Source organism: Thermoactinomyces mirandus, from assembly GCF_013868055.1.
Lineage (GTDB): Bacteria > Bacillota > Bacilli > Thermoactinomycetales > Thermoactinomycetaceae > Thermoactinomyces > Thermoactinomyces mirandus.
The window spans coordinates 60103-86070 of sequence record NZ_JACEOL010000009.1; the positions used below are offsets into that span (position 1 = coordinate 60103).

Annotated in this window: 26 protein-coding genes and 4 pseudogenes; 10 read left to right on the top strand and 20 right to left on the bottom strand. The window is 44.4% G+C overall.

Features of this window, described 5'->3' with window-relative positions; all coding sequences use genetic code 11:
- Positions 1-212 precede the first annotated feature (212 nt).
- The 5 genes and pseudogenes from H2C83_RS18425 to H2C83_RS03295 all read right to left on the bottom strand — a co-directional run.
- A complete protein-coding gene (locus tag H2C83_RS18425; protein ID WP_376766327.1) occupies positions 213-338 on the bottom strand; it encodes a hypothetical protein in 126 nt (41 codons plus the stop codon).
- A gap of 198 nt (positions 339-536) precedes the next feature.
- Positions 537-770, bottom strand: coding sequence for an asparagine synthase-related protein (locus tag H2C83_RS03275; protein WP_246333706.1), 234 nt, complete (start codon positions 768-770; stop codon positions 537-539).
- Positions 771-805: 35 nt separating this feature from the next.
- A pseudogene (locus H2C83_RS18710) lies at positions 806-1588 on the bottom strand (asparagine synthetase B family protein).
- Between the two features lie 134 nt (positions 1589-1722).
- The gene (locus H2C83_RS03290; protein WP_181737726.1) at positions 1723-2523 is read right to left on the bottom strand and encodes a hypothetical protein; all 801 of its coding nucleotides are present in this window, start codon (positions 2521-2523) and stop codon (positions 1723-1725) included.
- Positions 2520-3190 (bottom strand): annotated as a pseudogene (locus H2C83_RS03295) (magnesium transporter CorA family protein); the annotation flags it as partial. The pseudogene H2C83_RS03295 and the gene H2C83_RS03290, both read right to left, overlap by 4 nt.
- Before the next feature lie 509 nt (positions 3191-3699).
- On the opposite strand from H2C83_RS03295, the gene H2C83_RS03300 reads away from it, so the two are divergent.
- Positions 3700-4074: a group I truncated hemoglobin gene (locus H2C83_RS03300; RefSeq protein ID WP_181737728.1), complete on the top strand. Its 375-nt coding sequence runs from the start codon at positions 3700-3702 to the stop codon at positions 4072-4074.
- 121 nt (positions 4075-4195) lie between these two features.
- Here the strand turns inward: H2C83_RS03300 and greA are convergent, their stop codons facing one another.
- Both greA and H2C83_RS03310 read right to left on the bottom strand, forming a co-directional pair.
- Complete coding sequence (gene greA / locus H2C83_RS03305) at positions 4196-4675, bottom strand: transcription elongation factor GreA (RefSeq protein WP_181737730.1); 480 nt, start codon at positions 4673-4675, stop codon at positions 4196-4198.
- A gap of 324 nt (positions 4676-4999) precedes the next feature.
- Positions 5000-5995, bottom strand: a pseudogene (locus H2C83_RS03310) (2-hydroxyacid dehydrogenase).
- Positions 5996-6242: 247 nt separating this feature from the next.
- On the opposite strand from H2C83_RS03310, the gene H2C83_RS03315 reads away from it, so the two are divergent.
- Genes H2C83_RS03315 through H2C83_RS03330 form a run of 4 tightly spaced genes read left to right on the top strand, consistent with a single transcriptional unit; the run spans position 6243 to position 9947 of the window.
- A complete protein-coding gene (locus tag H2C83_RS03315) occupies positions 6243-7655 on the top strand; it encodes an amidase (RefSeq protein WP_181737732.1) in 1413 nt (470 codons plus the stop codon).
- A gap of 18 nt (positions 7656-7673) precedes the next feature.
- Complete coding sequence (locus tag H2C83_RS03320) at positions 7674-8717, top strand: oxidoreductase (RefSeq protein WP_181737734.1); 1044 nt, start codon at positions 7674-7676, stop codon at positions 8715-8717.
- Between the two features lie 47 nt (positions 8718-8764).
- Entirely contained in the window at positions 8765-9634 is an 870-nt protein-coding gene (locus H2C83_RS03325) for a metal-dependent hydrolase (protein WP_181737736.1), read from the top strand.
- 22 nt (positions 9635-9656) lie between these two features.
- On the top strand, positions 9657-9947 hold the full coding sequence (locus H2C83_RS03330; protein ID WP_181737738.1) for a hypothetical protein: 291 nt from the start codon (positions 9657-9659) through the stop codon (positions 9945-9947).
- Between the two features lie 179 nt (positions 9948-10126).
- Here the strand turns inward: H2C83_RS03330 and H2C83_RS03335 are convergent, their stop codons facing one another.
- The 7 genes from H2C83_RS03335 to asd all read right to left on the bottom strand — a co-directional run bounded on the left by H2C83_RS03335 (position 10127) and on the right by asd (position 16056).
- On the bottom strand, positions 10127-10276 hold the full coding sequence (locus H2C83_RS03335) for a hypothetical protein (protein ID WP_181737740.1): 150 nt from the start codon (positions 10274-10276) through the stop codon (positions 10127-10129).
- 143 nt (positions 10277-10419) lie between these two features.
- Positions 10420-10806 carry a hypothetical protein gene (locus H2C83_RS03340; protein ID WP_181737742.1) on the bottom strand — a complete coding sequence of 129 codons (387 nt, stop codon included), beginning with the start codon at positions 10804-10806 and terminating at the stop codon, positions 10420-10422.
- Positions 10793-11449 (bottom strand): DegT/DnrJ/EryC1/StrS family aminotransferase, encoded by a 657-nt coding sequence (locus tag H2C83_RS03345; protein WP_181737744.1) that lies wholly within the window; start codon positions 11447-11449, stop codon positions 10793-10795. The genes H2C83_RS03340 and H2C83_RS03345 overlap by 14 nt, the downstream gene beginning before the upstream one ends.
- 213 nt (positions 11450-11662) lie before the next feature.
- Positions 11663-13063 carry an aldehyde dehydrogenase gene (locus H2C83_RS03350; RefSeq protein WP_181737746.1) on the bottom strand — a complete coding sequence of 467 codons (1401 nt, stop codon included), beginning with the start codon at positions 13061-13063 and terminating at the stop codon, positions 11663-11665.
- 112 nt (positions 13064-13175) lie between these two features.
- On the bottom strand, positions 13176-14414 hold the full coding sequence (locus H2C83_RS03355) for an MFS transporter (protein WP_181737749.1): 1239 nt from the start codon (positions 14412-14414) through the stop codon (positions 13176-13178).
- 176 nt (positions 14415-14590) lie between these two features.
- Positions 14591-15196, bottom strand: coding sequence for a rhomboid family intramembrane serine protease (locus H2C83_RS03360; RefSeq protein WP_181737751.1), 606 nt, complete (start codon positions 15194-15196; stop codon positions 14591-14593).
- Positions 15169-16056 (bottom strand): archaetidylserine decarboxylase, encoded by an 888-nt coding sequence (gene asd, locus H2C83_RS03365; RefSeq protein WP_181737753.1) that lies wholly within the window; start codon positions 16054-16056, stop codon positions 15169-15171. Before asd ends, H2C83_RS03360 begins: the two co-directional genes overlap by 28 nt.
- 104 nt (positions 16057-16160) lie before the next feature.
- Here asd and H2C83_RS03370 point away from each other — a divergent pair, with 104 nt between their 5' ends.
- On the top strand, positions 16161-16445 hold the full coding sequence (locus H2C83_RS03370) for a gamma-type small acid-soluble spore protein (protein WP_181737755.1): 285 nt from the start codon (positions 16161-16163) through the stop codon (positions 16443-16445).
- A 116-nt stretch (positions 16446-16561) separates the two neighbouring features.
- Here H2C83_RS03370 and H2C83_RS03375 read toward each other — a convergent pair whose 3' ends face one another.
- Together H2C83_RS03375 and H2C83_RS03380 are read right to left on the bottom strand one after the other, a co-directional pair.
- Entirely contained in the window at positions 16562-18535 is a 1974-nt protein-coding gene (locus H2C83_RS03375) for a peptidoglycan D,D-transpeptidase FtsI family protein (RefSeq protein WP_181737756.1), read from the bottom strand.
- Positions 18536-18641: 106 nt separating this feature from the next.
- Positions 18642-19769, bottom strand: coding sequence for a S8 family peptidase (locus tag H2C83_RS03380; RefSeq protein ID WP_181737759.1), 1128 nt, complete (start codon positions 19767-19769; stop codon positions 18642-18644).
- A gap of 86 nt (positions 19770-19855) precedes the next feature.
- On the opposite strand from H2C83_RS03380, the gene H2C83_RS03385 reads away from it, so the two are divergent.
- Complete coding sequence (locus tag H2C83_RS03385) at positions 19856-20200, top strand: hypothetical protein (RefSeq protein ID WP_181737761.1); 345 nt, start codon at positions 19856-19858, stop codon at positions 20198-20200.
- 174 nt (positions 20201-20374) lie between these two features.
- Here H2C83_RS03385 and H2C83_RS03390 read toward each other — a convergent pair whose 3' ends face one another.
- The 3 genes from H2C83_RS03390 to H2C83_RS03400 form a co-directional block, all read right to left on the bottom strand.
- Positions 20375-20908, bottom strand: a complete 534-nt coding sequence (locus tag H2C83_RS03390) for a hypothetical protein (RefSeq protein ID WP_181737764.1) — start codon at positions 20906-20908, stop codon at positions 20375-20377.
- Between the two features lie 57 nt (positions 20909-20965).
- Complete coding sequence (locus tag H2C83_RS03395; RefSeq protein ID WP_181737766.1) at positions 20966-22525, bottom strand: acetate--CoA ligase; 1560 nt, start codon at positions 22523-22525, stop codon at positions 20966-20968.
- A 229-nt stretch (positions 22526-22754) separates the two neighbouring features.
- Entirely contained in the window at positions 22755-22967 is a 213-nt protein-coding gene (locus H2C83_RS03400; RefSeq protein ID WP_181737768.1) for an alpha/beta-type small acid-soluble spore protein, read from the bottom strand.
- Positions 22968-23248: 281 nt separating this feature from the next.
- On the opposite strand from H2C83_RS03400, the gene H2C83_RS03405 reads away from it, so the two are divergent.
- The 3 genes and pseudogenes from H2C83_RS03405 to H2C83_RS03415 all read left to right on the top strand — a co-directional run.
- Entirely contained in the window at positions 23249-23503 is a 255-nt protein-coding gene (locus H2C83_RS03405) for a spore coat associated protein CotJA (RefSeq protein ID WP_181737770.1), read from the top strand.
- Complete coding sequence (locus H2C83_RS03410; protein ID WP_312853837.1) at positions 23503-23772, top strand: spore coat protein CotJB; 270 nt, start codon at positions 23503-23505, stop codon at positions 23770-23772. The genes H2C83_RS03405 and H2C83_RS03410 overlap by 1 nt, the downstream gene beginning before the upstream one ends.
- Before the next feature lie 15 nt (positions 23773-23787).
- A pseudogene (locus H2C83_RS03415) lies at positions 23788-24024 on the top strand (manganese catalase family protein); the annotation flags it as partial.
- 349 nt (positions 24025-24373) lie between these two features.
- Here the strand turns inward: H2C83_RS03415 and H2C83_RS03420 are convergent.
- Entirely contained in the window at positions 24374-25942 is a 1569-nt protein-coding gene (locus H2C83_RS03420; RefSeq protein WP_181737772.1) for an alpha-L-rhamnosidase-related protein, read from the bottom strand.
- Positions 25943-25968: the final 26 nt, after the last annotated feature.

Below are 25968 nucleotides of genomic sequence, written 5' to 3' on the forward strand. Positions count from 1 at the left end.
CTCTCCCCAATTTAACAAATATGGCTCCACTGCTCCAAGTTAATATAAAGCTAATAGGAATGATTGACTTCCATTTGTTTGTTCTATGGGTGACCTGTTGAGATAAAATTTCCTTCCTCATATCTACACCTCTCAAATATGAGATGGGCTTTGCCTAAAGATGCGTTAGGCTATGATGGCCATACGATCTGTGAGACAAAGCCCAATTTAATTTATGCAGTTAGTTCTTCCCAGTCATTAATAGAAAAACGTTCTCCCAAATCTCTTTTTTCAATCATGTACTTACGTAATTTTTGAGCCTTATCCAAGATCTCTTGCTTTCCAGAACGACGTGCAATCTCCTCCTTGTCGGTTTTTAACCAGTGACGAGGGTTGAATCGACTTAGCCATCTCTATTTTTTCGGCAATTGCACTAATAATTATCAAAAGAAAATCGAGTTGATTAATCAAAAAGGCTCCCCTTTGATTTCCATTAGGGAGAGCCTTTTTATCTTTAAAATTATTATTGCAATACAATCCATTATTATATAACTGTTTTAAAATCCATTTGGGATGAAGATATTAATTTTCCGCGCTTGTATTGAATGAGCCCTAGGCTCGTCTAGATGCCAATTGACATCCCGCAAAAGTTCTGGGACTTCTTTGGAGGCAATGGTTACCGAATGAAATTCTCCACCTACTTCCTGTGTCATTCGACAAGCATATTTTCGTTCATCATCTTCTGTTAATATGGGATAACCCACTGAAAAAACTGAAATAGATCGATCCATTTGTTCAACCATTGCTTTTAAGACTAAGTTTGAATCTAATCCTCCACTAGTCTAGCGATACAGGCTACTTTTACATCACTTTTCATAGTGGTTTTAACTGTTTCAAAAAAGAATTTCCTAAAAGGTAAAGGAGAAAATGATATATTTTGATGATAATGTTTTTTTGTCAATATCTTCTTATCTGCTTGATAAATTAATATTTCGCCTGGTTTAAGTTTACGGATCTCCTTATAAGGAGTGTAAGGAGCAGGAATAGATTTAAACAAAAGATAGCTTCCAATAGAAGATCCATCCAGTTGAAAGGGACTTCTATAAAGAGTTTGGATTGCTTTTATCTCAGACGCAAAAGAAAATACTTTATTTGAGCAATCTGTTTAGTATAATGGTTTAATCCCTACTAAATCTACACCTAATAACAAGATTTTCTTTTTAATATCCCAAATAGCGATCGCAAACATTCCATCTAGGTCTTCGAACAAATCCGCTCCTCTCTCTTCGTAAAGATTGGGAAGAATAGATCCATCAGAATCTGAATCAATACAATGCCCCCGTAATTCCAGCCAAGAACGAAGCTGAGTATCGTTATATATTTCACCATTAAATACAACAACTATATCTTTTCTTTCATTAAAATAGGGCTGTTGACCATTTTTTAAATCACGAATACCAAGTCTACGAGCACCAATAGCCATATAGTCATCCAAATGCATTCCATACGAATCAGATCCTCGGTGCGCTAAGGAGTGTATAAATGTTTGTAGCTGTGAATATGCTTGATAGCGATCACACTGAACATGAAATCCAGCAATACCGCAGATTTAAGAAACCCCCTTTAACTAAAATCTGCGGGAGGCAATTACCTCCCGCTCAACACTTTAACTGGTAGGTTTAACAATGTGACCTTTGTTATGTTGCGAACTTGAACTTTTCTCATCGTTTTCACCTCCTCCTTTTAAGGATTTTTTGAACCAATAATTTCAGATTCATAAATATCCTTAATAAGCTCCTTCCACTCTTCTTGTTTTTCATGTGAACTCGCCTGCTGTAGAATTTCTTTTGCTGTATAATTTTTTTGAAGAAGATCAAAAAAGCTAGGATCGTCTATCTCAAAAACATGTGAACTAATCGGATTAAGATAATCTTTCTGGAAGAAATACGTTGTCCGTTTCTTTGGTAATCTTTGCAGTTGCTCTAATGTTTTAATTTCTGGATTATCAATAATTTGTGTTAAATCGTAAGAAAAAGTTTTTATCTTGAAGGGACGTTTTAAAAACAGAGGCATGTCCCAATTAAATGTCTTATCATTAAACGGATCTTGCAAAGCACTTTGTGAAACTATAAATATTTGATAAGAGTAAGTTGCAAGATCTGATAGAACTTTCGGTAAACCTTTTTCCTTTATATATTGATGAGCATAATTATGAAATCTTTGAGCATCTACTTTTGGAGATAGAGATCCAACTGTGTTAGCTTGCGCAAATGATCGACAAAACTCATCATAAATACCAACCTGTTGCAAAACAGATACAAACTCAATCAAATCTGCTCTTCTTTTTTCTTTACGTTCATTCATTATCTTGATACTTATTCGATCTAATTGAGAAAGATCAAGCATATTTGCGAGGTTAAGCTCTTCTTTAGAGAATTCGAAATTTTTAAATTGCATATCAGGTGGCTGCATTTTCACCCTTTCTCGAAATGTTTCATCCCTAATATATCGGGTTACAAAGATCTGTAATTGCAACATCGTCAATTAGTCACCTCTTTGTTCTTAAAGAACAATGATTTCACCCACTCCATTCGTTTACGTAACTCCCAAAAGACAATGGCAGTAATCGGTGAAAGAACAAGAGACAAAATCATGATTCCCGCAAAGGCATGTGGACTTTCTTGATAAGGCAAAGGTACATTCATTCCATATATGATCGCAATCATAATAGGAACGGTTAGAACGATTGTAATGGAAGTCAATATTTTCATTACATGATTCAAATTGTTTGAAATCACAGAAGCAAAGGCATCCATCAATCCACTTAAAATCGAACTGTAAATCTCAGCCATTTCAATCGTCTGTTTATTTTCGATAATGACATCTTCAAGTAAATGTTGATCATCTTCATACATTTTCAGATACTGGCTTTTCAACAGCTTCTCTGTCACCACTTATTTGTTTTTAATGAAGTAGCAAAATAAACAAGACTTTTTTCCAGATTTAATAAGGAAAAGAGCTCTTGATTTCTCAAGGACTGCCGCAACTCTTTCTCAATTTGATTTGTTTTGCGGTTGATTTTCTTGAGATAGGCTAAATAGTAGGCTGAAATTGAATATAAGAGCTGGAGAACAAAACGAGTTTTCATATAGGTAAAAAAGTTTCTTACTTTGTTGCAAATGAAATCTTCCAAAATAGGATTTTCCGTTAAGGGCCTGAATCAAAGACACACAAAAAATTACCCCCACCAATACCGACACAGAGTTTTCTTCCGGGTTTTTTGAGGAAGATTCCGCCAATCAGGTAACAAAAGCCATTCAGGAAGCGTACAAACAGATCGGGCCGGAAGATCCCATGTGGACAAATGATACAAACAAGTCCCGTTTCTGATGCGGAACTCCGGGAATGCGAAAAAAACCGGCAGAAGGAAGAAAATTTTAAAACCGCTTCATCCTTTCCGTTCTTCAGAACCCGATTCCATCCCGGCAGACAGACCACATTTTTACACAGAAGACTCTCCTGAATTAAAAAAATTAACTCATTTTTGATTGCACTTCCAAAGGAAATAGAATACACTTTTCTATGAAACCAATCGGCAAGTTAAATCCATCTAATTCTGTTTCGTACAGGTTGGGCTGAATCCATCTTTATTCCATTTTTGTATATTGGCTCAAATTTTTTGTTAATTTTCACTTTTCTTGCTATGAACGGAGGTTGCTTATGCTAAGAAGTACAAAAAGCACTCTGTACGAACGGCTTGGTGGAGAACAGGCAATCGCTGCAGTAATCACAGAATTTTACAACAGAATGATGCAAGATGACCGGGTAAACCATCATTTTGTCGGTGTGAATATTGAAGCCTTGCGGCGCAGTCAGATCACCTATTTCATGAGTTACGCTCTGGGTGGTTCCCCGCAATATGAAGGAAGCACTTTGCGGCAAGCTCACGCTGGTTTAAATATTACATCAGAAGAGTATGAAATTGCGATCAAGCATTTAAATAGTGCCCTTCGGAAATTTCATGTCGGCTTAAGTGAAATTGCAAAAATCGAAGCCTTTTTGCGCAGCGTAAAACCTCATATTATAAACAGATAAGAGGGGAGTTTCCGGACTCCCCTCCTGTTCTTTGATATATATCGTTTATCCTTTGCCGTCAGTAAAGGTTTCCAGTCTATTGATCCATATGGAAGCCATTTCTGTTTCCTGTGAACTTTTTTCAGTCAATCTTCACAATCTTGAATTGGATGGTTCCGGACGGAGTGGATACATTGACGACTTCTCCGACTCTTTTGCCGATCAGTTCATTGCCGATCGGGGATTCATTGGAAATTTTAAAAGAAGACGGATCAGACTCCGCACTTCCGACAATCGTATAGGTTTCCTGATCACCATCAGGCTGTTCCTGAATGGTTACTTTCGATCCAACATTAACCACGTTTTTATCCTGGTTCATGCCATCGATAATTTTCGCATTGTGAATCATATTTTCCAAAGTAATAATGCGGGATTCTACAAAAGCCTGCTCTTCCTTGGCCGCATCATATTCGGAGTTTTCACTCAGGTCCCCCTGTGCAATAGCCTCTTTCAACCGTTGAGCCACTTCCTGCCGCTTTTGCGTTCTCAGAAACTCCAATTCCTGCTTTAACTTTTCCAGTCCTTCCTGTGTCAAAAATACTTCTTTATTATTTTGCGACATGAATCATTCTCCTCCTTTAAAAAAAGCACAAGTTATAAAATATGGTCAATGTCTTGTGCATTCAGCAACCATCTGATCAAACGTCAAGTTAAGCAGATTCTATTGTTAAAAAACATCTCACCTGGCCTTTTGCCCGGTAAAAGGCAAATATCCAATCCGATGTAAGCGATTTCACTATCTTATTCAATGGATACAACCTTTATATCGACTTTTTGCAAGGCAAAAATTCAAGCTGAGGAATATATTAACACATTTAGCCTATTCCTCCAAGTAAAGATGGCTACTTTTTTCTTGTGTTACAACATTGTCGAAATTACCAATTTTTCAGGGATGGAAGGCATCCGGATTGACTATATGGGGAGGACGCTTTCCCTCAAAAAAATGCACCAGATTCTGAACAGCCAGGCTTGCCATCGCCTCTCTTGTTTCCAAAGTCGCACTCCCAAGGTGCGGAGCCAGAACCACATTTTCCATCTGTTTCAAAGGATCGGGAACCCGGGATTCTTCTTCATACACATCCAGCGCCGCTCCGGCGATCCATTTCTCTTTCAGTGCCTGAACGAGCGCCTCTTCATCGACGAGCGGCCCTCTTGCCGTATTGATCAGAACGGCACTTTCCTAAATTTGCTTCAGCTCCTCCCGCCCGATCAAATGATGGGTCTCTCGGGTATACGGGGCATGCAAGGAAACAAAATCCGCCTCTTTGAGCAGGGAAAACAACGAACGCCACTGGGCCTCCAGTTCCTGTTCCTTCTTCACTGGCAAGCGGGTATGTGAGAAATACAGCACTTTCATACGAAAGGCGCGGGCACGGTATGCCACCGCCTGCCCGATATTCCCCATTCCAATGATCCCGATGGTTTTTCCGGCCACTCCAGAACCCAGCATAAACCCGGGGTTCCATCCTTTCCACTCTCCCCGGCGAACCAGCCGGTCCCCTTCGGATACGCGGCGGGCCACATCAAACAGGAGCGCCCATGTCAGGTCGGCGGTCGCGTCAGTCAGAACTCCCGGCGTATTGTTCACAATCTTCCCCGCTTCAGTTGCTGCCTCAAGATCAATATGGATGTATCCCACCCCGAAATTGCTGATAATCCGCAATCCGGGGCAAGCCTGAATCACTTCGCGGTCAATCTGGTCCGTCATTGTGCATAAAAGTGCATCCTTGTCCCTGGAAAACCGGATCAATTCATCCTTGGCCATTGTCCGACCATATGAATTGATCTCAACATCAGCATGTTTCTGCAATAGAGACAAACTGGTTTCACTGATATTGCTCGTGACAAAAACCCGGCGGCACAATCTCCTTCCTCCTATCATTTATTCATAGTGACCATAAGTACTTTTTATAATTGCTATAATATTCGACTAAAATGCTACTTTCCCTGCAAATTTTTCTAAGTATCCTTGATTATTTTCCCATTTGTTTCATAAATTAAAACATGTTTTTATCTCTGAAAAAGCTGATTCATCCGGCAATCCGGCTTAAAATCCCATTTTAATATATGAAAAAAGTAATGGTATAATATTAATAAAAAACTTGCCTTTTATCCAGAGGAGGAGTCGCATGAGGCATGTTCTGGAGATGGACGCAACCACTCTGGCGCGTGAATTGAAGCAGGGAACGCTGTATATTGACAAAGTTTTGTCAATATACCGGAAACAGATTGAAAAAGTAAATCCCCATCTCAATGTGGTCACAGAAACAACTTTTCAAAAAGCACGTCTGGAAGCACGGCAAATAAAATCCGGGGGCTTTCACGGGCGTCTGGCAGGGATTTTGTTCAGCATCAAGGAATCATTTCATGCCGCCGGCACGATCACCTCAGGCGGACTGAATCATCTCAAAACCAACCGGGTAAAAGAGGACGCCGAAGTTGTCCGTCGCCTGAAAAAAGAAGGAGCCATATTGCTGGCCAAAACCAATACGCCAGCCCTCAGCTTCTGTCAGGAAACCGACAATTCCCTTTATGGGAGATCGAACAATCCATGGGATTTGTCACGCACACCTGGCGGGTCCAGCGGCGGAGAAGGGGCCCTGATTGCCGCAGGAGGCGCCGCAGTGGGAATCGGGTCAGACATTGGCGGGTCGATCCGCATTCCGGCTCATTTTAATGGCGTGATTGGATTTAAATCGGGTGCCCACCAGATTCCGGATACCGGCCTGTTCCCCAAACCGGCCCATCCCATGCAGCAAAGCATGTTGGGGATCGGCGCTCTTTGCAAATCGGTTGCCGATGCCAAACTGATCCATGAAATCCTGTCTGATTGCCCCCTTCAAATTCAAAATATAAACAATTTTGTGCTAACCATTCCTGATCCTTCACTTCTTCCCCGGCTCGATTTTCCCACTTTGCAACTGTATGAGGAAATTTATTCCTGTCTGAAACAGGACTTTCCCGTTGAGCGGAGCAGACCGCCGCTTTTCCATGAAGCCGCGCAAATGTGGCTGTGGATCATGATCCATGATGGCGGCCAATACATGATCGACCAGACGGAATTTTCCCACATCGGAGGTGTTTTGTGGGACTATCTCAAGGCAAAGGCCGGGGCGGATTCCAAATACCATCCGTACCTGACATGGTCCCTTCTTGGCGCCCGCCTTTACAAACCTTCCGACAAACAATGGGGACACTTGCTTCTTAACTGGAAAAAAGCCAAAATGAAAGTACATGATTTTCTATACCGGCGCATTCTGATTTTGCCTGTATACCACACATCCGCATTGCCGCACGGACAGCTGTACCGTGAGCTTTTCTCGGGCAGGCGGAAACTTTGCAAGCATCTGTCTTTCATTACTTATGCCAATACCTTTGGCCTTCCTGTTCTGACGATTCCGATTGGAAACAGTTCGAACTGCCTTCCGATCGGCTTTCAGCTTATTACTGCTCCGGGGCTGGAAGACGCCTTGTTCCAGCTGGGTTCCGATCTGGAAACCCGTTTTCGCGGCTATGTACGTTGCAATTACTACGATGAATAGAAAAGGAGTGTACCTTTCATGAAACCGACGCATACAGGACTTATTGGTTTTGGATTTTCCGGATCAACTTTTCATGCTCCCATCATTAAAACGGTCGACACACTGCAAATCTCAAAAGTACTTTCTTCCCGGCCGGACAAAGTGAAACAGCACCTTCCCGCAGCCAATGTCTGCGAAAACATCGATGAAATCATGCGAGATCCAAAGATCGAACTTGTCATTATTACGTCTCCCAATCAGACCCATTATCCTTATGCGCGAAAGGCGCTTGAGGCAAGGAAACATGTGGTTGTGGAAAAACCGTTTGTCCTCACCACCAGGCAAGCTGATGATCTGATCCGGCTGGCCAGAGAAACGAACAGATTTGTCAGCGTCTATCAGAACCGTCGCTTTGACAGCGACTTCCTTACTCTGCAGGAATGCATGCGCCAGGGAATCCTCGGAAAAATTCACACATATGAAGCCCATTTTGACCGCTATCGTCCACAAGTAAGGGACCGGTGGCGCGAATGGGATTTGCCCGGCTCCGGTCTGCTTTATGATCTGGGTTCCCATTTGATTGACCAGGCACTGTTTTTGTTTGGCAAGCCCAAAACAGTTTATGCCGATCTGCTGAAACAGCGACCCCACGCCAAAGCGATTGATTATTTTCACCTGGTGCTCGGCTATGAATCGGGCCTGAGAGTGATCCTTGAAGCCGGTTGTCTTGTCAAATCTCCCGGTCCCCGCCTGATGGTGCACGGAAGCAGGGGAACGTTTATGAAATATGGCCTCGATCCCCAGGAGGAACAACTGAAACAGGGCCTTACCCCTTTAAGCCACGGCTGGGGAAAAGAAACTCCGGACCAGTATGCAAAGGTCTGGTTTGAAAAGGAAAGTTTGGAATTTGAATCTACCATTCCATCACTTGCCGGCTGCTATGAAAAGTATTACCAGCAGATTGCTGAAGCGATCAGGACAGGCGGCAAACCGCCGGTGACCGCAGAAGAAGCCCGGGAAACGATCCGGGTGATTGAGGCGGCGATCCAAAGTGATCAGGAAAGGCGCCTGATTGATCTGTAAAGGCATTGATCCGATTTAGTCAAACGAAAAAGAAAGAGGTTTGAAAATTGGATACCCTGACTCATGGTTTATTCGGCCTGACCATATATTGTGCGCAAAACAGGGAAAAAATGACCTCCCGCGAGAAAAAGGCGCTTCTCTTCACAGCAATTGTTGCCAGTGAAATCCCGGACATCGATGTGGTTGCCAGTTTCACGGAAACGGGCAGGATTATGGAGCAGATGTGGCATCGAGGTTTGACCCATTCCATTTTTCTCGCGCCCATATGGGCCCTGTTGATCTGTGCAATATCACGCTGGCTTTTCCGGATAAAGGCCTGGCGGTTTTTCTGGACCGCGCTGCTGGCCGTATTGATCCACATCACCAGCGACGTCTTCAATTCATGGGGAACCGGACTGCTGGAACCGTTCAGTTCAGCCCGGTTTACTGTCGGGACCATTCCCATTGTTGATCCCGTCATTTGGGTCCTGTTTATGGCCGGTTTCATCCTGTCAAGGCTTCTCAGGCATCAGCCCGCACACCGCATCTTTCAAATTGCCGCCCTGTGCATGTTTCTCCATTTTTCCGTCCAATCGGCGCAGGGGTTGTGGCTGGAACACCAGATGAAACCCGATTACGATCAGGTTGAGCTTTCTGCTTCGTTCATTCCATGGCATTTTGACCTGATCGGCAAAAAAGGCAACCACGTTGAAATTAAAAGTGTTACTCTCTGGTCTGAACCGAAACTGAAACAGACTCTTGTCTCCAGTGAGCAAAGTGACCTGACCCCGCTGTTCAAAAAAAATCCAAAGGCCAAAGTGCTTTATGAATGGTCGCCGTTTGTCGTGATCGTCGATAATTCCCGGCAGCTGGGGATTTATGATCCGCGTTTTTACAGGAACGGAGAATCCTTTTTGGCTGAATACATCCACAAATGAAGGAGAAGCGGAGGGGTTGCCCGTGAAATATACTGTGTCTATGGAATGGTTAAAAGAACATCTGTCTGACCCGGATGTTCTCATTTTTGATTGTCGTTTCACGCTGGGACAGCCTGATCTGGGCCATACCCGATATATTGATCCGGAAAAAGAGCTGTCCGACCCCGGCAAAAAAACCGGAGGCCGCCAATCGTTGCCGAACCCGCAAAAATTGGCAACCCTGCTTGGCAAACGGGGAGTGGATGAAAAGCGGACCGCGGTGGTCGCCCGGCAGTGGGCCCTCCCTGGCTGGCCGGGTAACGATCGAGTATAATGAAAGGACATAACGTCCCACAATCATACCGACTGTGAGTATGCAAGAGGCCATTTGCTTCATTCAGGTGGCCTCTTGCTATTGCTACCGGTCCTCTCCTCTAATAGAGGACACCTCATTCAACGGCCATCTCCCGCGGCCAACCGTCTGCCGGCCAAAGCAGCAATGCGCCCCGGCCGTTAGGCATCAACGGCAGAAGGCCAGGCCCACGATCCGTTCTGCAGATCGATCCCCACCACCAGGTCAGTATCACGTATCAGCTTCTGTTCGTCACACATCCTCATCTGTGACCAGCCAATTCCCATTCCCAACTGTAGGGGTAAATTCATCCGGAGCGACTGCCAAAGCAGCTCAATACTTACCCTTTTGTGTTTAGTTTACAGGTAACATAGAAAGAGCAGCATAAAACCGCGCCCTGGGCATTTATACAAATGGCAACAAATAAATCTTGGGGTTATTGTTCTTCCAGGATTTATTCCTTCCCCCAATCGGATATTGTTGGTAGACTATTTTGATAGTTTATCAGCTCTGCCCTGTTTTCATAGACCTTCCTGAACGCTGATGAATACTGCTCAATTATTTTTTTGTCTTCCGGTGATGTGAAAGTTGGCAAACTTAATGCCTTACTGTAGTATGCTTCAGAAACCGGTAAATCTCCGTTTTTGTAGACAATTTCTCTTTCTGCATAAGGGCTTCTTCTCGGCCATCCGCCTTGGTATATCCCATCGTTAAGAGTTTGAAAGAGGGGGAGCATATGGAGTGGTGAAGACCCCGGTTTTTTTATCTCTAATCCTTCTGCCTTTAACGCCCGAACATATATATCAACACCCAAACCGTCCATTTCTTCATTCTGATACAAAGGCTTGTACCCATAAAATGCTCCTCTGGTAACGTAACTTCTGGTAATTGGTGGTTCGATGCGGGATTTTACTTAACAGTTTGCTAAAGTAGTTTAGATTTTCTGTCCGTGTTTTGATTCGTTCATCCAGCTTCCACAAACTGACTCGAGCCAATGCCGCAGCAAGTACATGCATTCGATACTTTAATCCGTATCCCGTCTTGGCGAACTGTTTATAAAAATTACTGCATACACATTGTTGGGAACGATCGCGAAAGTGACCAAGCAAGGTAGATCGTTCATAAATTTCTTGCGAATTGGTCAATAAAATGCCGCCTTCTCCCGCAGAAACAATTTTATTTCCCTGTAAGCTGAAACAAGAAACATCACCAAATGTACCAACCAACTGTCCTTTGTAAGTGGCTCCATGAGCATGGGAACAATCCTCGATCACTTTTAAACCGTGATTTTTAGCGACTTCCATTATTTCGTCCATCTCGCAAGGATACCCCCATATATGGGTAACTACAATCGCTTTGGTTCGCTTCGTTATTTTCTTCTTCAAATCCTCTACATCGATATTTCCCGTTTCTGGCTCGGCATCGACTGGAGGCAAGCGCAGGAGCGTGCAACTCGGTGCCCGGCGTCTCCAACCAACTAACATTTTACTCTCTATGTTACCTATATTCTAAACATAGGAAGGTACCGATCAAATCCGCACGCCAGGCTTAACGGCAAATAAAAAGACACCTTATCGGTGCTAACCAGTCTTCGTCTTTACGGCTTCCTTCACCAGAGTCCTGAAAATCGTCTTCTTTTATTTATCTTTCTTCAGCATGAGAGCAGGAACAAAACCTGCTCCATGTTTTTTCTTATGCTATTTTGTCAACTTCCGAATCCATTTCAACCCGTTTTTCGCGTGTGGATAGCGAAACGGCAGATCAAACCAGGTCGTTTGCTTCACGACACTTTTTTTGTGGGAAAAGCAGTCAAAACTGTATTTGCCGTGATAATTCCCGATCCCGCTTGTTCCTGTCCCCCCAAATGGCAAATAGGGGGAACCGGTGTGTATGAGGGTATCGTTGACACATCCTCCTCCATATGGCAATGAAGTGATTATCTTTTCCTCGACCCCGCTGTTTTCCGTAAAGATATATAACGCCAGCGGCTTTGGTTTTTCGCGAAGCGTGGAAATGACATCATCCAGGCGGGTGTAGGTGAGCACAGGCAATAGCGGGCCGAAAATTTCTTCCTGCATAATGGGATCTTCCCAGCTCACCCGATCAATCACCGTCGGTTCAATTTTCAAGGTGTAGTGGTCACTCTCACCGCCAAAAACAATATGGGACGTTTTCAAAAATGATTTCAAACGGGTGAAATGCCTCCACGAAACAATACGGGTATAATTGGGATTTGCAAGCGGCTTTTCACCATAAAAGCGTTCTACCTCCTGTTTCATACGCCGCAGGAGTTCGTCCCTGATCTGTTCGGGAACATATACAAAATCAGGAGCTACACAGGTCTGGCCGGCATTGATGAACTTTCCCCACACAATCCGCCTTGCCGCCAGCTTCAGATTGGCATCTTCGGCAACAATTACCGGACTTTTTCCTCCCAGTTCCAACGTGACAGGCGTTAGTGTCTGAGACGCCTTTTCCATGACTGCCTTGCCCACCGCAACACTTCCTGTAAAGAAAATATGGTCAAACGGCTGCTCCAGCAGAGCTTTTCCCGTTTCTATATCGCCTTCTGCCACAGCAACATACTCCGGGTCAAATATGTCTCTGATCATCTGTTTCAAAACCCTGGCCGTATAAAAAGTGTGTTCCGATGGCTTGATGACCGCACAATTCCCGGCGGCAATGGCTCCGATTAACGGATTGAGCACCAGCAGCACGGGATAATTCCAGGGACCGATAATCAAATTGACACCAACCGGCTCCGGATAGATATAACTGCGGGCTCCGAACAGCACCAGCGGCGTTTTGACCCTGCGGGGTTTTGCCCATTTTTCAATATTTTTTTTCATTACTTTGATTTCTTCTTTTAACACCATGATTTCCACGACATATGCCTCATACTCCGATTTGTTCAGATCCTTTTTCAACGCTGCAAGCAGATCCGGTTCAAACTGGTCAATGGCGTTTGCCAACTTTTCCAGACTCTTCAGTCGAAAGGAAATGTCCTTTGTTTTCCCCGTATAAAAATATTTTTTCTGTCTTTCCACAAGTTGCTTAAGGTTCAATTCCTCTCCTCCTCTTGCCGTCCATCCAATCATATGTTTTCCGTCTTATTTATTATTTTACCAGATAACAATTATTGTGTTTATTCATAAAATTCCCGAAGAATATAACTGAGGTGTGTCAAACACCTCAGCATATCATGGCAACCTAACCCCTTTTTTCAGTATCCAGCTTCAGGAGCCGGGCCACAGGGATGTGGCGAATCGCAAACCAGGCCACAATCTGGATAAAGCCGATCATCAGAACAAACCATCGGATATGCCAAATATCTGTTGAATACTGAATCCACCACATGAAAAACAAAATTCCCGCGATCCTGCCCGTACTCAAGGCAAGCTCCCTGGCCACCACATATTCAATCCGCAATTGCGCTGTTTCATGAGACTCGCCGATTACATCAAAAACAGTGGAGGTCAGCGGAGACATATATAAAGGATAAAACAGGGCGGACCCCACTCCCAGAATCCAGATGGTCCAGTCATTGATCCGAAAGGCAAAGGGAATGGCAGTCAGTCCCATCATCATTACTCCGACAAACATGAAACGGTATCGCAGTTTGGGACGCATGAACCGGCTTACGATATAAAATGAAAAGCATGAAACCGCCGACGAGAAAGTGAAAAAACTTCCCAGAGCCAGTTCGCTCTTCACGATAATAAAAAACAGCAGCCCCAGCAAAAAAGCAAAAATTCCCTCACGCAATCCCTGGCCGATCATGGCCAGGTTAACCCAGTACCAGTAAGCCCCTTTCTGCCCGGCCAGGGATAAAATAGATCCAAGACGGTAATGGCCCCGCGCTCTTCGGGCCTTGAACAAAAAACTTACCAAAACGGCACATAAAAAAATGGACAGGGAAATTCCAAAAATCACCCGGTATCCCTGGAATTCACCCACTCGGCTGATGATGATGCCGGATACAAACGGCGCCGCAATCCCGGCCACCGATGTGCACAATCCGTTAACCCCGTTAAAAATGTCCCGGTTATCTTTTTCCGTTATCTCAAAATACATCACATTATATGCCAGCCAGTAAAAACCTGCTCCCAGACCAATCACCATGCCCAGCAAAACGACATAGGATACGGAACGGACACCCAGCCACCACACACTCAGGTAAAACACGGCCAATATGGCCACACCCAGACGGATCGCCACAATCCGGTCAAATTTTTTGGCCAGCCATCCGCCCATGATAAAGGTAAGGCCGGCTGTCAGATAGTGAATGACATTGAAGAGACTGATCAACATCCAATCATTTTCAATTTTAAACAGATATACATTGACAAAGGTGCTGGACAACGAAGTAGCAATAGAAAAAAGACTGCTTGTCAAAAGGAGTAGCCAGGCTTCCCGATCCAGTCGATCCACATTTCCTAAGATTTGCATGGTCGATCACCAGTCTTAGCTTAACCAACCCATATATTTTTACAACAGAAACACAGGATTTGATTCGCAAAAAAGGACAGGCCTTTCCTTTCCTGTCCTTTCGTACTGTAATAAAGTCAAGTTCGAAGGTGTGAAACAGAAAAAACACATCCAGGAACATTTGTTATCCGTCGGCCTCATCGCCTTCTTATCATCATTTGCCTGATTTGAATGATGACCATCGCCAGCACAAAACCCGTAATTACAGCTACGATGTGGGCAAACAGAAACGGATAGCCCAGCAGTAAAGTAATGATTACAAAAGCCCAGATAGATTTGCCCAATAATGGATGAACAATCCCACGCAAATATAAATACAGGTAAACACCCATGTTTCCATAAACGGCTTCAGCCGCACCAGTATAGACACCCTGGAAATCCATCAAATAAACGCCCCAGTTGCCGGCAATGCCGGTCACCAGGAAAATAAACAAAAAAATACTTTTGCCAAATAAACGCTCCAACTGTGGAGATAATAAATAAACAGAAAAGGCCACCATAATGAATTGAAAAAAATTCACGTGCAGGAACAGGGAAAAGAGCAGGCGCCAAAACTCGCCTTCTGCAATCCGCCAATAGATCACTGCCCCAAAATTTACCCAAGCTTCCGGATTGTCTGTGTTTCCCGTAAATAAAAAAAAGAGAAAAACAGCTGTTTGTAATAACAGGATTCCAGTCACAACAGGAAACATATGCATAAACGGGCCAAAGGGGATCAACCTGTGTTTTTGTCTCTGGTACAATTGACTCCCCTCCTTTTAATCAATTTGTACGCCACAGCTTGGCCCATCTGAAGTTTGGTACCTGGCACACAGGTATTCAACCACTCAATCTGGCCAGGTTCAAATAACAGAATGACGGTGGACCCAAATTCAAACCAGCCCAGTTCATCCCCCTTTTGAAGATCATGAGCCGGTTCATAAATCTGGTGCATCACTTTCTTTACCTTCTGGTTGGTTGTGATGTTCTGATCATAACAAACCTTGATGCTGCCAACATTGGTCGCACCTACTTTGACCAACGCAATTTTTCCGCAATGACGTGAATCGATGTAAGAAATAAGGCGCTCATTGGCGACAAAAAGCCCTGTAATAGAGTTTACACCAAACTTGTTGACAGGATACAGATTGCCCGGGATATGCGTACAAGCCACAACTTTCCCGTCAAGCGGCATATGGATGCGATGATAATCGCTGGGGCTCAAGTATATGGTCATAAAACTGCCGCCATAAAAGGGAGACACGTGTTCCTGCCTTTGTCCCAGTAATTCTTCCAATGAATAGGTAATACCTTTGGCCTGAAACAACATTCCTTCTTCAATCATTCCAATCTGGGAAATCGTCCCGTCGACAGGACTGACAACCACATCGTCCCCCTCTGCGATCGGTCTCGTTTCCGGTCTCAATTCCCGTATAAAAAAAGCGAGCAAATGCTCAAATTCATCTACCGGTCTTTTCACAGGATTCAGATCTATATCAAAACGGCGCACATAATAAGGGATCAGTCTCCGGCTCCAGTGCTGGCGGCAAAGCTTGCCGATCCATCTTGACAATACCCTTTTCGGGAGCCATCTCCAAACGATTCTAAGCCATATTTGTTTCATGGATGCCTCCTTGCGTCAAACCAGATTTTGATCTAAAAAAGGAAAAAAACGGAAAACATATTTACTCCACAAGGGGGACAATCTATAAACGGGAGGTGAAACAAATGAACACCAAAAATATTGGGCCACAAGAGTCCAAAACCAATTCACAGCAAGTTCGCCAACAAAACCAGCAATCAGCTCAATCCGGGGCCGGTCGTTTTGGCACTGAGTTTGCATCCCAAGCTGGTTCTCAAGCAGCCCGCCAAGCTCAACGCCAGGCTCAACAAGCTCAATCAGCTTCAAATGCTGGCCGTTTTGGCACTGAGTTTGCTTCAGAAACCAATGCACAAAGAGTTCGTCAGCAAAACCAACAATCTCAATCCAAAAAAGGCCAACAACAACAATAATTCGCTTGAGAAAAATAAATCCCATCTACGGAACAGTTTTGTAGATGGGATTTACCATTATTTAAATGTATTTCATCAACAGATAAATCCATCTAGCTTCAACCTGTTCGCTTACGTCACTTTTTCATGAACTGCTCGTAATAGGAAGTAATCAAATATTCGGCAATAGGTCCGGCTGCAACCGCGCCATATCCTCCTTCGGGAACAATGACGGCCACGGCAATCTCCGGATCATTGGCAGGTGCAAAGGCAATGAAGACCGAATTTTCCACGCGGCCCCTGCCGTTGATATCCTGCTCGGATGTGCCGGTTTTGGCGGCGACATCAAATGGCAGATGATTGAAGAGTTGGGCAGCTGTTCCTCCGGGTTTGGTCACTTTTACCATTCCGTCCACAACTGTTTTCCAATGCTCCGGATTCATATTGACCTGATTGAGTACCTCCGGTTTGACTTCCCTGGTTTCCCGGGAATTGGGATCCACAATTTTCTCCACCAATTGCGGTTTCATCCTTTTCCCCTGATTGGCCAAGGTTGCCGTATACTGTGCCAGCTGCATGGCCGTGTAACGCTGGGCTTGGCCAAACGAAGCGAGCGCCATCGCACCCAGGCCGGAGTGTTTTCGGGCTGTGGTCAGGTAATCCTCGGAACCATCCTGTTCTCCTTTTAATGGAACGCCTGTTTTAACCCCCAGACCAAACTGATGAGTCATGTTTTGAAAAACTTTGATCGCGTCCCATTTTTCCTTCCAGTACCATCTGGTTCCCATCCATGCCATAAAGGTATTGGAGGATTTCTGCAAAGCTTTTTCAGGAGTTAATATACCATAATTATGCCCTCCTGAATTTCGAACAGGCGGTGTCGCTTTGGCATAATAATATTTTCCCGGATCCGACCAGTAAGTATTTGGACTGATCAGCCCTTTTTCCAGCCCCATCCATACCATCAGCGGCTTAAAAGCGGAACCGGGAGGCAAAACAGACAATGGATGCCTTTGATACTCTTTTTCCGGATTGGCATAACCTGTTGCATCAAACGGGGCTTCGCTGATCGTTCCATTTCGGATCGAATAACTCAGGTTCCTGTATTCCTTTTGCGAAACATTTCCATTCCATATATTGGGGTCATAGTCCGGATAACTGACCATCGTCCGAATTTTTCCGGTTTTGACTTCCATGGCCACGGCATACGCATTTTTGGCATAAGGAGCGTGATTTTTGCCGGCAGAAGTACGTAAATTTCGCAGATGCTGTTCTATGAAGTGCTCCGCATCCAGCTGCATTTTTTCATTCAGTGTCAGATACAGGTTGTTCCCCGATTGCGGCTCTACCTCTTTCAGCACCTCAACCAGTTTCCCGGTTGAGTTCACCCGGACTAACCGATATCCGTTTTTTCCACGCAATTCATCCTGATATGAATACTCCAAACCGTCCATCCCTACTTGCTCCCAGTCAAGATAACCGCCTTCATTCGGTTTCTCCGCTTCTTCCCTGTACTTGGAAAGGGAGGATTTCGCTCCGGCAAATGAACGGACATAGCCGATTGTCTGTACAGCGAAAGTATCATCCCGATATTTGCGAAGCGGTTGGGCAAATGTATTTACACCCGGGAACAGGTTGGGGTTTTCGGAGATTTTTACAATTTCCTCCTCCGTCAACGGACTTTTGATTTTTTTGGGATAATAAGGCGGCTGTTTGCGTGGAGCCGATTTTCCATGTTCATCCAGACCGACGTCCATGGCTGCAAGGACTTCCTTCAGCGGCATTTTCAGAGTCTTTGCCAGATTTTTGGCTGTTTTCAGCTTTTCTTTCTTGCTGACATCCGGTTCCAAATACATGGCTGCAAACAAAGATTCGTTGCCAACGAGCAGTTTGCCGCTGTTGTCGAAAATTTTGCCTCGTGAAGCAACACTCTGGATTTTTTTGAAGTTATTTTCTTCAGCCAGAAGTTGATATTTCTCTCCTGAGCCCAGTTGAATCCAGCCCAAGCGCAAAATCAAAGCGACAAAGAGCAGGACAACAATAAACCACAGGGTATGCAGGCGATGGGAAACCGGCCCATACGCATTTGATCTTTGCTTCAAGTTCTTCATCGCTTAGATCAACCCTTTTTCAATTGGTGCTGTCCAAACATACGAATATAAGTTTAACATAAATCAGCTCAAAACGAAGTTACTTTTCCAACCTTTCTTTGAATGATTAATATCTCCATACTTTTTGATAAAACCTCAATCCCTGATACGCATCCAAAATGCCAACTTCCTTGAGAGGTTCAGATTTTACCGCCGATTGTGTCAGGATATAACGAACCTGCTCCGGATTGAGATAGGGATTGAGATAAAGCAGCAGGGAAATGGTTCCGGTCACATGCGGGACGGCCATTGAAGTTCCGCTCATCATCCGTTTGGAGTGGTTCAGCCACGCCGAGGGAATCCGGTCTCCAGGCGCTGCAATATCCACGCCTTTCCCGAAATTGCTGAAAACGGACAGTTTTCCGTTTTCGGAGATCGACGTCACCGCAATCGTTTCCGGATAACGGGCTGGAAAATCAATATGGGATTTCCGTCCCTGGTTGCCAGTTGCCGCCACCATCAAAATCCCTCTCCGGTGTGCAACCTGAATCGCCTGCCGCAATGATTCGCTCAATTTGTCCATTCCAAAACTCATGTTTACCACATGCATTTTGTTTTCAATACACCAGTTGATCGCACTTAACAAGTCGGACAGATTAGCACTTCCTCTCCGGTTGAAAGCTTTAACCGCATAAATGTGTGTTTGCGGCGCCACCCCGACAATTCCGGACTCAAATGTTCGCCCTGCAATGATTCCCGCAACATGAGTGCCATGCCCGTTGTAATCCGTTGGTGCAAAATAGGGCGACAGGATATTGATGCCGCCGCGGTAATTATCCCGAATGGCAGGATGATCTGCCGCAATTCCCGTATCGATCACCGCAACCCGGATTCCCCTGCCCTGGCTCCACTTCCAGGCTTGTGGTGCCTTCACTTTTTCTACTCCCCAGGGGATATTTTCCTGCTTGACGGGATCTGCCAATGTCCCGATATACGGCTCTGTGATGGTAATACGGATATCGCTCTCCCAGTATTCGATATCATCTGATTTATATGTTGTGGAAGGGTTTTGGTATTCCCCGATGATCATTCCCAGATGAGACAGGTAACGGATCGGTTTTACACCCGAACGTTTCATCTCCCGCAGGCACCGTCCCAGCGAACAACCTCTCCGCAGGTAAAAAATCCTTCGCAGTCCGGGCTGCGGGTGATTCCACTTCGTTGAAGAAGGGAGTATCCGGTTGGAATATTCCATTGTTTTCACTCCCCGCAATCACTGATCAACATGATTCAGAATATATTTCAAACAAACCCTTTATCTGAAGAAAGGCGGTGCAATCCATGAAAAACAATCAGGAGGACTCTCTCCGATACTGGAAAGAGCTTCAGAACTGGTCCAGCCTTCTGTCCAGGCGGACAAAACAAATTGAAGAAGTGGTCAAGGCTCTCCAATCCATAAATATGGCCGTGCTGGATAAAGGGCGACTGAAGGAACTGATTTCGGCACTAGCCAGTATGGATCAATTAAAAGCAAACCAGCAAAAAGAAAAGACTTCCTCCAGCCAAAAAAACACCAAATCATCGGTGACAAAAACAGAGTCAAATGATGAACTGGTTCAACTGATGAATACCCCGGTCATGAGCGAAATAATTAAAGAAGTGTTTAAGAATAAAAGAAAATGGTAATGATGATCACCCGCTTTACAAGACCGGTTTGCAAGTACTTTACTTCATCTTTAAACAAGTCTTCTCATCGGTTTATTTAGTTGTATGAAAGGGTCAGCCAAAAGTCACATGCCAAATACCCAGAAAACAAAAAAAAGGCAGAGGCCCTGAGGCTTCTGCCAAGTTGATCTGATTCTATTCAAATCGGTTTGAATATCTGTTCAGGTCATGGGCTGTGCAGCCAAACATTTCAAAATCGATATCCCGCCCCAATTCATAAACTTGCTGCCAAAATTCGGCGACACACGCAAGCGGCTGGGATCCCCCCCGTTCATCGGCAACAAAATAGGTCGTTTCGTCACCGGAGTTCTCGTTCATGAACGTGACATAAAGAACCCGGTATGGAATGGTTCCCCGTTTTTCATCCACAATATCGAAACAGGCCTCATGGCTTAAATACAGCTCCTCCAGCTTTTGCCGCTCTTCCTTGTTTTCCGGGCAGTTTTGCAATTGATAAGTAAATACAAAATCATTTTTCCCTTCTGAAAAAACAATCTCTTTCAATCGGCCATATACGATGATTTCCTGTTTTTCGAGATCAATTTTTCCAAACAGCAACTGGTCGGATTCAGCAAGAGCTTTTTCAAAAAGACGCTTCAGATCAGGAACAAACATTTCCCTGACCGACTCCTGAAAATTGATATTGCAGCCATGCGCAAATACTTTCATTGACAGGCTCCTTTTATGTTTTGCTTCCAATATTATATCGAAACAGCCCGGTTTGTTTCAAGACAATGCTTTTTTACGCTGGAATTCGAGATCCCTCAGCTCAACACGCCGGATCTTGCCGCTGGCTGTTTTGGGAAGGTTATCGACAAATTCGATTTCACGCGGGTACTTATAAGGAGCAGTCGTCTTTTTGACATGTTCCTGCAGTTCCAGAACCAACTCATCGGAAGCCCAGGCAGGATCCCTTAGAATCACAAATGCCTTGACAATGGACCCCCTGATCTCATCCGGACTGGCCACAACCGCACACTCTTTGACAGCCGGATGTTTTACGAGCGCGTCTTCCACCTCAAAGGGACCGATCGTATATCCGGAGCTGATAATAATGTCATCCGAACGCCCTTCAAACCAGAAATAGCCGTCCTCATCTTTTTTGGCCCGGTCCCCTGTCAGATACCAGTCCCCGTTAAAAGCCTGTTTCGTCCGCTCAGGGTCCTGGTAATACCCTTTAAACAATGCCGGTGAAGAACGGTGGACAGCAATATGGCCCACTTCTCCTTCTGGAACTTCTTTTCCGTCATCATCCACAATGGTCACGATATTGCCAGGTGTCGGTTTTCCCATGGAGCCCGGCTTTTCTTTCATATCCTTCATCGTCGCGATCAACAGGGTATTCTCTGTTTGCCCATAACCGTCGCGGACACAGAGATTGAAATACTTCCGGAAGACATTGATCACTTCCCGGTTTAATGGTTCTCCGGCGCTTACTGCGCTTCTCAAATGAAGTATGTATTTTGCAAGCCGATCCTGTTTGGCCATAATCCGGTATTCGGTAGGGGTACAGCAGAGAACCGTAATTTTTTCCTTTTCCAATAATTGCAAATATTTTTCTCCATCAAAGGTGCCATGATACACAAATGCAGTTGCTCCGGCACCCAGTGTGGAAATGAACGGGCTCCAGATCCATTTTGCCCAGCCCGGACTTGCCGTCGCCCACACCACATCGTCCGCCCTGATATCCAGCCAATGTTCCGTTGCCGTCTGCTGATGGGCAATCGCCCAACTGTGATGATGGATGACTCCTTTCGGATTGCCGGTGGTCCCTGAGGTATAGGACAAAAATGCCATATCATCCTCTGTTGTTTGCGGGAGAGGTGTAGAAGCGAGTCCATTCAAATCGGAAAGCGGAATCCAGTTGGCCCGATTTGCACCAGATATGATTTTCACCCGTAATGGGGTAACCTGTTTTTCGGCTTCTTCCACACGGTCTGCCAGATGATGATGGGCAATGACGGCACTGGCCTGCGCATGGCCCAGGCGATAGGCAATATCCCCTGCTCTCAACATTTCCGAACCGGGCATAACCACCAGCCCCGCTTTCAGACAAGCCATATAGGAAAAATATGCCTCAGGAAGCCGCGGCAGCAAGACCATCACCCGGTCGCCTTTTTTAAGTCCCATCTCCACCAAGGCTTTGGCCAGGCCGTCGGATTTAACCTTTAGTTCTGAATATGTAAGGACTTTCCTTTTCCCCTCGGCACTCAGCCAACGGATCGCTTCCTTGCCTGTACCTGCATGACGATCAATATCATGTGTCATGTTGTAAATTTTCGCCATAATATCTACTCCTCCCTTGGATTGTATTATTCAAATAATTCGCTATGTTTTTAAAATATCCTTTATGATTTATAGACATAGTTACCTAAAATCAGCTGTTTGTACTCTTGACACCATACAGGTTATCATGCCGGCAAGACCCTCTACCCGACCCAGTGATTTCCTGCCCCCTATTATGTAAACGGCGGCTGGAAAGCCGCCATTTGTATACCATCATGTTCACTTGTTATTAGAAGCTTCCGCCTCCAAGTTGTTGTTGCGCCATTGAAACCAAACGTTTCGTAATTTCTCCACCAACAGAACCGTTAGCGCGGGAAGTTGTGTCAGCTCCCAATTGTACTCCAAATTCTTGCGCAATCTCAAACTTCATTTGATCGATTGCCTGAGCTGCACCTGCAACCAGCAATTGGTTTGAACTGCGTGAACCACTTTGTTGTGCCATGCATTTTTCACCTCCTTGGCTTGGTTGTTACTATCTTGCGTTTTTTTGAGTGATCCATGCATAGGAAAATTTGGTATATAAACCGGTTTGTTTCCACGGTCTCCATAAAAACAAATCCGCCGGTTTCCATTCTTTTTTCACAGTCTGCCGTCATATTTTACCCAGTCTTTCCCGGAGTTATTTTTCAAATCAAAATTTGCTTTTCACATTCTAAGATTTTTTTTCCAACATATAGTTATTATGACCCAATCTTATTTTGGCGAAGGAAAGGGTGATTTTTTTTGGAAAGCTGCCATGACACACCCAACCCGTATCGTGATCAAGTGAGGTATTGGTATCCGTATATCAGTCCTTTGGATCCCTGCCCACCGCAACGAGTAAAATACTATGTGGTTCCCCCAAATCTGTTTCTTGGTTTTCAACCGGCCAATTTGCCACAATACCCGCCCCGCAAGGCATTGAAACGCGGCACCTTGTGGCCCATCCTTTACAGCCCCTATCCTCCAAAAAAAAGAAAAAGGTATAAGGAGGACTGATGATGGAACCGAAAATGGATCATGCCAAACGTTTCCAACTCCTGACGCAACTTCAGGAAGTCGATTTTGTCATAGTGGAGTTGCAACTTTATCTCGATACACATCCCGATGACCAGCGGGCCATAGACCAGTACAACTGGTACGCCAAGGAACGCAACAAACTGCGTCGTACATACGAATCGCAGTTTGGTCCGCTCTACAATTTCGGGCTCAGCTTCAACCAATATCCCTGCGGGTGGAATGAAGGCCCCTGGCCCTGGGAAATATAAGGGGGGAAATAGTCTGTGTGGATTTATGAAAAAAAGCTGCAATACCCGGTAAGAGTCAGCCAGTGCAATCCCAGGCTGGCAAAATTTCTCATCGAACAATACGGCGGAGCCGATGGCGAACTGGCTGCCGCCCTGCGCTACCTGAACCAGCGTTACACGCTACCCGACAAAGTAAAAGGACTGCTTACCGATATCGGAACAGAAGAACTTGCCCATCTGGAAATAATTGCCACCATGGTGTATAAATTGACATGTGCATTATGGATACCTTTGCAAGGATTGTTAACAATACGTAAGAACGCGAACGGAACAGAAAATACGAAAACCAAAAATAATAAATCCCGATTTTCAACCAGGCAGTTGGTGATCGGGATTTCAACTTGATAAACAAAGCCTGCAAACCTTGTGATTTGCTGCATTCTACATTTTTTAACGTTTACCTCCAAAATTTCTGTAACTACCTAATCAACGAAATCGGCCTTGCGAGAAGAAAAAAACCGCATACTAAAAAGTATACGGATTGATGAATGAAAAACGGGCTCAAATAAAATTGCCAATAAAGTTAATGAGCTTGGATTGTCAATGAGCCAGCATATTATTATTATAAATGATATTTTCTGATTAAATAGGTTGGAGTGCAGCTCCATGCATGACAGTAGCTGTTGATCAAGTGGCTTCCATAAGGAGAGAAGTTCTTATTGCAAGGATCATACAATTCCCAGAATGTATCTGCTCCATCCTTTATCATTCCGCCCCAGTATGTTTTCATTTCCAATATTGCCCGGTCTCTTTTTCCGGCAATTATAAGTGCTTCAATGAGATGATGATACATATAAGGTGTAGTAATCCCAACAGCAGGATTCAATTCAAAAAGGCGTTTCATAAGCTGTTGATTTTCCTTGTTGGACAAAACACCGGCAAGTACCATCCAAATTTGGCTTGCCCAGGATACTTGGCGATGAGAACCACTGATAAAAACCTGTTGTTTTTCATCCCACAAATATGTCCTTGCAGCTTTCATAATTTCTGTTAACCTGACTTTCAATTGATCCTTTTCAGCTGTATCCAATTCTTCAGCAAGACGAACAGCCTGTTTCATGGTATAGATTAAAACTGCCTGTGATGGAGTCTGTTTGTTTAAATTCTCTTGCCAGTCAATAAATGACCACCAATCTGATGAATCCTTCACGACATCATTTTTATCCAGGCGTTCTAGTGCAAGTACAACCTGGCGATAAGCTGTTGGCCATAATTCCTGTAAAGTTGCCAGATCTTTTGTTTCCAAATAGTAATCATGTAAAGTTGAAACAAAGAACAACGAATAATCGAACAGATAAGTATCATCTGCCATAAGTTTTGGGGCGACAAAAACACTCGCCGGAACCATTCCCTTATCATCAGGAACTCCTGCAAATAGGTAAAGACAGCGTTTAACGAGTTTATTAGTCTTGAAAGTTTCATAATTTGCCAGTGCTTGCAATCGCAAGTCACCCAGCCAGAGTCTACGGTCCCGTTTTGGTCCGTCTTCGAACACGTCCTGCATGCAATCAGCAAGTGTTTTAATACTGATCTCATCAATTTTTTGAAGTTCCGGATCTTGATGGGAAATGGGTTGAACATCACTTATATTCGCTGATGTAACCGCTCTACACTGGACATTTTCAAAAATAACCCGGTATTTTGGTGATGTATCAATAACTTCCAATTTCACAAATCTGAAGCTGTATCTTCTCGGCAATTCAATCACAGCCGGCAATACATCAACAAAAATTGTTTCCTCCTGAAGCCATGAACTGCTTAGCCAGCCATCATAGCTTTCAAATGGTTCAGCGATTTCAACAGGCATTTCGCCAAATGTCAGCTTCAGTTTGAGCGGTGCATCCGGAGGACTGCCAGCTGGGCGAATTTTAATGGTAAGAAAGCCGACTTGATGGTTGCCAAAGTCAAGAATAACTGAATCAGTCTTGCAATATTCATGGTTTGGCAAAGTTGAGGCTGGTGCAAAATATTCTTTTTTCCAGCCATAAATTGCTTTTTTATCTCTTTTCATCTCGACAATTGCAGTTGGTTTTACAACTGTTTCATAAAGTTGCGGTTTTAACTGTTCCGCTTGTTTAATAAATTGTTCATTTGGTACAACTACCTGGTTTTCCCGTTTCTGAATACACATTATCCTAACCCCTATTTCTCACTTTA

Coding starts and splice junctions, on each gene's coding strand:
- H2C83_RS03275 (WP_246333706.1), bottom strand. CDS start 770: ATGGATCGATCTATTTCAGTTTTTTCAGTGGGTTATCCCATATTAACA.
- H2C83_RS03300 (WP_181737728.1), top strand. CDS start 3,700: ATGCTAAGAAGTACAAAAAGCACTCTGTACGAACGGCTTGGTGGAGAA.
- greA (WP_181737730.1), bottom strand. CDS start 4,675: ATGTCGCAAAATAATAAAGAAGTATTTTTGACACAGGAAGGACTGGAA.
- H2C83_RS03315 (WP_181737732.1), top strand. CDS start 6,243: ATGAGGCATGTTCTGGAGATGGACGCAACCACTCTGGCGCGTGAATTG.
- H2C83_RS03320 (WP_181737734.1), top strand. CDS start 7,674: ATGAAACCGACGCATACAGGACTTATTGGTTTTGGATTTTCCGGATCA.
- H2C83_RS03335 (WP_181737740.1), bottom strand. CDS start 10,276: ATGAATTTACCCCTACAGTTGGGAATGGGAATTGGCTGGTCACAGATG.
- H2C83_RS03345 (WP_181737744.1), bottom strand. CDS start 11,449: ATGTTAGTTGGTTGGAGACGCCGGGCACCGAGTTGCACGCTCCTGCGC.
- H2C83_RS03350 (WP_181737746.1), bottom strand. CDS start 13,063: ATGATTGGATGGACGGCAAGAGGAGGAGAGGAATTGAACCTTAAGCAA.
- H2C83_RS03355 (WP_181737749.1), bottom strand. CDS start 14,414: ATGCAAATCTTAGGAAATGTGGATCGACTGGATCGGGAAGCCTGGCTA.
- asd (WP_181737753.1), bottom strand. CDS start 16,056: ATGAAACAAATATGGCTTAGAATCGTTTGGAGATGGCTCCCGAAAAGG.
- H2C83_RS03370 (WP_181737755.1), top strand. CDS start 16,161: ATGAACACCAAAAATATTGGGCCACAAGAGTCCAAAACCAATTCACAG.
- H2C83_RS03375 (WP_181737756.1), bottom strand. CDS start 18,535: ATGAAGAACTTGAAGCAAAGATCAAATGCGTATGGGCCGGTTTCCCAT.
- H2C83_RS03380 (WP_181737759.1), bottom strand. CDS start 19,769: ATGGAATATTCCAACCGGATACTCCCTTCTTCAACGAAGTGGAATCAC.
- H2C83_RS03385 (WP_181737761.1), top strand. CDS start 19,856: ATGAAAAACAATCAGGAGGACTCTCTCCGATACTGGAAAGAGCTTCAG.
- H2C83_RS03390 (WP_181737764.1), bottom strand. CDS start 20,908: ATGAAAGTATTTGCGCATGGCTGCAATATCAATTTTCAGGAGTCGGTC.
- H2C83_RS03395 (WP_181737766.1), bottom strand. CDS start 22,525: ATGGCGAAAATTTACAACATGACACATGATATTGATCGTCATGCAGGT.
- H2C83_RS03400 (WP_181737768.1), bottom strand. CDS start 22,967: ATGGCACAACAAAGTGGTTCACGCAGTTCAAACCAATTGCTGGTTGCA.
- H2C83_RS03410 (WP_312853837.1), top strand. CDS start 23,503: ATGATGGAACCGAAAATGGATCATGCCAAACGTTTCCAACTCCTGACG.
- H2C83_RS03420 (WP_181737772.1), bottom strand. CDS start 25,942: ATGTGTATTCAGAAACGGGAAAACCAGGTAGTTGTACCAAATGAACAA.